This is a genomic window from Corynebacterium sp. HMSC073B01, from assembly GCF_001838255.1.
Taxonomy (GTDB): domain Bacteria; phylum Actinomycetota; class Actinomycetes; order Mycobacteriales; family Mycobacteriaceae; genus Corynebacterium; species Corynebacterium jeikeium_D.
Map to the genome: position 1 here is coordinate 1 of NZ_KV836167.1, position 6,928 is coordinate 6,928.

Annotated in this window: 5 protein-coding genes; 2 read left to right on the plus strand and 3 right to left on the minus strand. The window is 60.9% G+C overall.

The genetic code is table 11. The features are described from left to right. The first annotated feature begins 114 nt into the window (after positions 1-114). The gene (locus HMPREF2849_RS06605; protein WP_070605436.1) at positions 115-1,257 is read left to right on the plus strand and encodes an alpha/beta hydrolase; all 1,143 of its coding nucleotides are present in this window, start codon (positions 115-117) and stop codon (positions 1,255-1,257) included. Positions 1,258-1,388: 131 nt separating this feature from the next. Here the strand turns inward: HMPREF2849_RS06605 and HMPREF2849_RS06610 are convergent, their stop codons facing one another. The 3 genes from HMPREF2849_RS06610 to HMPREF2849_RS06620 all read right to left on the minus strand — a co-directional run bounded on the left by HMPREF2849_RS06610 (position 1,389) and on the right by HMPREF2849_RS06620 (position 6,424). Further along, positions 1,389-2,030, minus strand: coding sequence for a DUF3239 domain-containing protein (locus HMPREF2849_RS06610; protein ID WP_048733732.1), 642 nt, complete (start codon positions 2,028-2,030; stop codon positions 1,389-1,391). A gap of 25 nt (positions 2,031-2,055) precedes the next feature. Then, complete coding sequence (locus tag HMPREF2849_RS06615) at positions 2,056-3,759, minus strand: DNA repair helicase XPB (protein WP_016423319.1); 1,704 nt, start codon at positions 3,757-3,759, stop codon at positions 2,056-2,058. 148 nt (positions 3,760-3,907) lie between these two features. After that, positions 3,908-6,424, minus strand: a complete 2,517-nt coding sequence (locus HMPREF2849_RS06620) for a helicase-associated domain-containing protein (protein ID WP_070862790.1) — start codon at positions 6,422-6,424, stop codon at positions 3,908-3,910. 74 nt (positions 6,425-6,498) lie between these two features. On the opposite strand from HMPREF2849_RS06620, the gene HMPREF2849_RS06625 reads away from it, so the two are divergent. Next, positions 6,499-6,687 (plus strand): hypothetical protein, encoded by a 189-nt coding sequence (locus HMPREF2849_RS06625; protein WP_016423317.1) that lies wholly within the window; start codon positions 6,499-6,501, stop codon positions 6,685-6,687. The last annotated feature ends 241 nt before the right edge of the window (positions 6,688-6,928 follow it).

Below are 6,928 nucleotides of genomic sequence, written 5' to 3' on the forward strand. Positions count from 1 at the left end.
CTGCGGCCCACTTTTGTTTTACCCACAGGTAAACGGAATTAACTAAGCGTCGATCGGATCCTCGGTTTCCTCTTTTGGTGAATCCTCGTTGGCTCTCTGTGGCAGACTGTCTCTATGACTAATCAGACACCTAACTCCGATGTGATTAACCTCGCTTCTTCTGAGGACGAGGCTCAAGACAACTTCACTCCCGTAACGACCGAAGAAGGTAAGCTACAACAGCTTATTGAATGGCTCGAAGAACACGTCTCGGCCTATTCCTACTTGAGCGAGGTTGTCCCCTTGGGTGCCTCTGAGGAAGACATTAAGAAGGCTCGTGCGTCAGTCAATGACCGCGGCGCTCGTATGCCAGACGCCATTATTCACGGTTCGATGATGGTCCTGGGGGCGGCTGTCAACCACTCTTCGCCATACCTTGCGTATGCCGACGGCAAGGTAGAGGTGACGGATACGACGGTGGGGGATAGTCCTAGCGTTCCGGTTCGGGTTTTTGTCCCGCAGGATCCAACCGGGTCTGTGGTAGTTGCTGCACACGGCGGCGCTTTCTGGATGGGTGACGGCAGTCTGCGTGAGAATTCCTTCGGCCCAAATATGGCTGCCCTGGCAGCCCGATCGGGCGCAATTGTTGTGGATGTGGATTACCGTCTCGCGCCAGAGCATAAAGTATCTGAGGCCGTCAATGACATCGCGCGGGTAGTCGCATCTGTTGCAGATGATTCGTTGCAGCTTCAAAAATTGGGTGCAATGCCCATCAGTGATCAGAACCCGATAGTTCTCTATGGTGTCTCTTCAGGCGGCCACAACGTTGTTTCTGCGGTGGACCAGATTAGTCAAGACACTCCGGTTGCTCTGTTGCTCGTTGCCCCGGCTCTAGACCTGCGTGGTGCTCCTGCGGTGTGGTTGCAGGCATTCTTCGGCACCTCTGATGATTCGGCAAAGGAAGTGTCACCGGGATTGCATGAGCCGTCGCGAAGCATGCGTGTCCACGTTCAGGCGGCCTCCCGCGATACTGTCGTTCGGCCAGCTACCGAGTACCTGAAGAAGGTTGAGGAGGCAGGGGGAGAGGCCTCTCAGGCGGTATTCTTGGCGACTCACCAGATTGCGGTTCCAAAGGTTCAGCGAGAACAGATTACGGACGCGGCGCGGTTCATTCTAGAGGCCACTCACACGGAACGTGAGCTGCCAGAGGATCCGGCAGGTGAATACGATAAGGAAGCGATCGACCGGCAGAACGAAGAGTCATGGGGCAAGAGCTAGTCAATCCGTTTCAGTTCCCAATGGCGCTCTCGCCGTGCATGTGAGCACCGCGGAGGGGGCGCTGCTAAGGGAAATCGGGGGCGGGTCTAGAACAGTTCAGTGCCAAAATGTCGGGGGCTAACAGCCCCCGACTAGTTCAGCGGCAGGAGATTGCGCTTCGTTGCGTGTACCTCTTCCACCCGGTCGATGTTGCGTTCGAGCACATTCCAATCGTTGACAGGAATATTGCGCTGGGCTTGGGCAATGATTGACTTGTCTGGAGTGGACCACGCGAGCGGCACTGGGGTGATTTCGTCGTAGAACTCGGTGCGGCTCTTGTGTGTACCGGCCACAGCAACAGCTGGCACCTTCGCGCCCACGCGGCGGGGAACACCGGAAATCGTGGTGACCGTACGTGTAGCCAGGGCCGGGACGGGCTCGCCATCGGAGGGGGTTTTACGCATGTCCACCAGGGTCATCAGCACCATGGTCCGCTCATCCACACGCGCAATCATGGCCGGAACCAGCGGGGATTCGTCGTAAAGCTCTTGCGGATCCTTAATTGCGCGTCGCACCTGGAAGGTAACGCCGACGTAGAGAGCTGCGAGGGCGAAAAGCATAACCGCGCTGCCGATAACAAACGGCGTGCGGTCGAAAACTATTAGAACCAGCACAGCGCCGACGAGCAGCAGAGCAGAGAAAATGCCGGAGGAGATGAGCAGTCGGCGGGCATCGCGGTAGTACTCGTTGTTGGCGTTGGTGTGCTCGCGGTTGACGGGGAAGTGAAAGTTCATGGCAGTCCTTTAGTTATCCAGTTTTCTAGGATTCCGAGCTAGCGGTGGAATCACCGGGCAGGGAGGGCCCGAGGTACTCGTCTGCGTCGACGATTCGGTAGGCGTAGCCCTGTTCCGCCAGGAAACGCTGGCGGTGAGCTGCGTATTCGGTATCGAGCGTATCGCGAGTCACCACCGAGTAAAAGACGGCGCCACCACCATCGGACTTCGGGCGCAGGAGACGCCCCAGGCGCTGTGCCTCCTCCTGTCGGGAACCGAAGGTGCCGGAGATTTGCACGGCGACGGAGGCTTCGGGAAGGTCGATGGAAAAGTTCGCAACCTTGGAGACCACCAGCGTGTTGATCTCGCCGCGCCGGAACTTCCCAAAGAGCTCCTCGCGTTTGGCGTTGGACGTCTTTCCTTCGATGACGTCGACGCCGAGCTCTTCGCCGATCTCTTCGAGCTGATCCAGGTAGGCACCAATCACCAGAGCGGGTTCGCCCTCGTGTCGGGCAAGGATTTGCTTGACGACGGGAATCTTCGTCGGCGTCGTTGCGGCCAGACGATACCTGTCGGAGGCCTCAGCCGTGGCGTAGAGCATGCGCTCGGACTCGGTTGGGGTCACGCGGACCTCAACGCAGTCAGCCGGTGCGATCCAGCCCTGGGCCTCGATGTCCTTCCACGGGGCGTCGTAGCGCTTCGGGCCGATCAGGCTGAAGACGTCGCCCTCGCGGCCATCTTCGCGCACCAGGGTAGCGGTGAGCCCCAGTCGACGGCGCGACTGCAGATCCGCACTCATTCGGAACACGGGAGCGGGCAGGAGGTGGACCTCGTCATAGATGATGAGGCCCCAGTCGCGGGAATCGAATAGCTCGAGTGCGCGGTATTCTCCCTTAGTCTTGCGCGTGACCACTTGGTAGGTCGCAATGGTGACGGGGCGAATTTCCTTCTTTTCGCCGGAGTATTCGCCGATTTCGTCTTCGGTCAGCGAGGTGCGTCGCAGCAGCTCGTCGCGCCACTGCCTGCCGGCGACGGTGTTGGTGACCAGGATCAAAGTGGTGCGCTGCGCGTCTACCATGGCCGCAGCACCGACGATTGTCTTGCCTGCGCCACAGGGCAGCACCACGACGCCGGAGCCGCCTTCGCGGAAGGAATCAGCCGCCATGCGTTGGTAGTCGCGCAGTTCCCAGGTGTCGTGGCCGCCGGTGCCCTGATCCTGCCAAGCGATGGCGTGTGCCTCACCATCGATGTAGCCGGCGGTGTCATTGGCCGGCCAACCGACCTTCAGCAGCTCCTGTTTGATTCGGCCTCGCTCGGAGGGGTGCACGGTCCAGGTGTCGGCGTCGATTTGCTCGCCGAGCATCGGACGAATCTTTTTGTGCTTGGTCACCTCGGCCAGTACCGCAGGGTCGTGTGAAACCAGAATAAGGCCGTGAGCTGGATGCTTGGTCAGGCTCAGGCGACCGTAGCGGTCCATGGTCTCCGCGACGTCGATAAGCAGCGGCTGTGGGACGGGGAACTTGGAGAAGCGCTCGAGGACATCGACCACCTGCTCCGCGTCGTGACCGGCGGCGCGGGCATTCCACAGCGCCAGCGGGGTGATGCGGTAGGTGTGCACATGTTCAGGAGCACGTTCGAGCTCCGCGAACGGTGCCAGCGCCGCGCGTGCCGCATCCGCCTCCGGGTTATCGACCTCCAGCAGCACCGTCTTATCCGATTGGACGATCAGCGGACCCGTACCGAAACCCATTATTCCCTCGCCTCGCAGACATTCGACCAAAAATAAGCTAAAGGTCAATTCTGCCACGATTACGCAGAAGATGCGGCACGGGCTCGAATTATCCCGAACCGCCACATTCGCTTCTGCATCGCTTTACGACGGTCCGCGCGCCCGCCGCCTAGTCGACAGGATGTACTTCGGTAATGCGATGCAGCAGGAAGCGCAGCACTTGACTGGTGGCCGGGTCGATAGCATCGACCTGCCCACCGGAGACGGTGACTGGGCGCACGCGCTTGCGGCCGGGTTTGCCGTTGCGGTCAACGTAGCTCAAATACAGGTCGTCGCCATGGCGAGCCGCGCGCTGCAGAAGCTTGAACGCTTCGGTGCCGGAGGCGTAGTCGCTCGTGCCACCGGTGCTAGCGCTGGCACCGGCAGCCGTGCCCGTACCTGTCGCCGAATCCGCAGCCGAGCCAGAGACCCCAGCAGTGTTGCCACTGGCTGCAGTGCCACTGGAACTACCAGCGTGCTCAGCAGCACGGTTGCCATCGGCAATAGCCGTCAACGCCTGGCTGATGCGTTCCGGTTCGGGCATCGTTGTACGCGCAGTAGGCACCGGAGCTGGCGCCTCAATGCGGCAGGGAGCGCGACCGAGATCCAGCACCAAACCCTCTGCATCTTCGGCGATGATGGAAAAGCCCGCATTTCTAGCGGTCTCAATCACCTGGGCAAGCGGGGCCTGGCTAATTAGCACCGTTTCGGCAATCTTCCGCAACGCCAGGCTTTGCCCAGCCTGGTGACTCTGGAATGAGGCCAGCAGGGCCGGATCGTCACAGCGGATAAACGAAGCTGCGGGGCCACCGCGGAGACGACCGTGGCGGCGGGCGACGTCGTCAAGCAAATAGGTAATGGACTGCGGCACCTCGCCGACGGCGTAGCGCGAAAGAAACTCCGAGATATCGGCGGCATTGATGCCGGCGTCGAGGGCATCGCGAAGGCTGTCTTCGGTCACGCGGTAGACGCTGGCGAGGCCGGGAGATTCCAGCTGCGCAATCGAACTGAGCATGCGTTCCATCTCCGGGGATGCGGGGCCCGGTACGACAATGGTGTTGTCCGCCTGAACCATCAGGTACGAGGCGTTCGGCGGCAAGAGGTTGTTACAGGCGGCACGCAGATCGTCGAAGGCCTCGGCGGTACCGGATTCGATGAGCGCGACCATGGCTTTGCCGACCTCGCTAAGGCCGACGGAAATCGTTTCCACGCCCGGGTCCCGCACGACGATGCCGAGGGCGACCAGCTCGTCGACCACGCCACTGAGCGTCTCGTCCGTGCACCTCGCGTTGGTAATCGGGTAGTAGTAGGCGGCGCATTCACGCAGGTCAGTCAGAGCAACGATGTCGTTGTCGCTTGCCGACGACGCCACCTGCGCACAGCAGGCCAGCACCATTTCCCGGATTGACGGTACCCCGGAGAGCCGAGCTTGTGGGGAGAGTAGAGCAATGCGCTTGCCTTCCTCATTGAGCTGGTCGACCCGCCAGGGAGCTGCGTCGCTAGTGCGAGTGCCGACCGTCAAACTCACCCACCGGTCAACCAGATCGGCGTCGAGGAAGCCGTCGGCTGCCAGCGTGGGGGCGAAATAGTCACCACCGCTGTCGTGCAGTGGCAGCGGATGCGGAGTGCCGACATGAACCAGGCCCGCTGCACTGAGGTTAGCCACGCCGCGAGCCAACTCCGAGATGTCGACGCCGAGCTCCTCGATGAGACTGCGGGTTTCCCGCACTCCGATGACACCGTTTTTCAAGGTCGGCGCGGGGGCGGTTCCCAGCAAGTCCAGCAGGTCAGTCGCCTGTCGCAAAGTTTCCCAGGCAGTGGCGGCAGCACGGTCGTTACCGCTGGCGATCACGTGGGTAGCGGGGGTTTCGGGGCGCAGGGGGACGTCGTCGTCGGCAAGCCCGACTCCACGCATAAGCGCGCGAACGGTGGCGGGCAGGCGAACGGTGCCCTCGTCGATGCGTTCGAGCAGGCCGGCGTTGATGAGCGCTGGGACCGGCAGCGAAGGGTCGGCATCCGGATGAGCGCCCTTTGTGACGCCGAGCCCTCCGGAGTTGGCGAGGGTATCCAGGAGACGCTGCTGCCTGTCTGTGACCTCGGTGAGTGCCGTGCGTAGCTGGCTGCGGCTGGGGCCATCGGGATTGGGCAGAAGATACCAGCCGGGTGGCAACGAGGTGGCGACCTCATCGCTGAGACAGAAGTAGTCCTGCCAGGGCAGAGGTTTCTTGCGGGTGGACTTGCCGGTGAAGGTGCCGCGGGGGCCGGGACCGTTGCCCCAGATGAGTCCGTATTCGCGCAGGGTATCGAGGCTTGTCCGAATATGCGTGGCCGTGGGCCGTTGATTGGCGGGAACCTCTGCTCGAGAGAGTAAGTCGAGAATGTAGTCGATGAGGGCGTCCGCAGTGACGGGTTCGGCGTCAGCACCGAGGTCGGCGGCGGCCTCAATGCAGGCGAGCTCCAGTGCGGGCAGTTTGGTCAGCGCGCGGGAGACAGAAGCGCGGAGCTGGAGCCTTGCCGCTAGCACCTGGGAAGACTTCGGCGGTGGCGACAGCGCATCGGGGCGATTGCTGAGGATAGTGCCCACAAATTGGTCTGGTTGACCTGCCAGCCAGTCGGAAAAGAGTGCAAAGGGGGTGGTGCTAGTCATGACAATCCCCACTTTAGTGAGATTTAAGGAGGGGAGAAGGTGACTGGGGAGAAAATTTTTGGGATAATCTCAGCATGGCTAACGTTGCAAAGAAATCCTATGTCGATCCCGGCTGGCCGAAGGACCTCGAGCCTGGTCAGCACGCTGTTACTGAACTGATTGCTCACCACGCTGGTGCAGATTCGCCTTTCGGCGACATTGAGTTCCCGGTTGATCCGGAGACTCTGGGTTACGTGCACCCGACCACGGTGATTAACAAGTAATCTTTTAGATTCTTAGCAGAGCTACTTCTGCTGGAGGCCCGCAGCCGTGACTGCTAGTTCAGCCATGGCTGCGGGTTTTCACATCAGTGGCCTCGGGGCGGGGGCTTGAGTAGGGGCGCTTGAAGTGGGGGCTTGAAGTGGGCGGGGGCTTATTCAAGCCCAGTTTTTTGGCCAATCCACCGGAATGGCCCCATGGATGCGGGCTGCAAATGTGAAACTGTGTAAGTTTATGACACTTTCA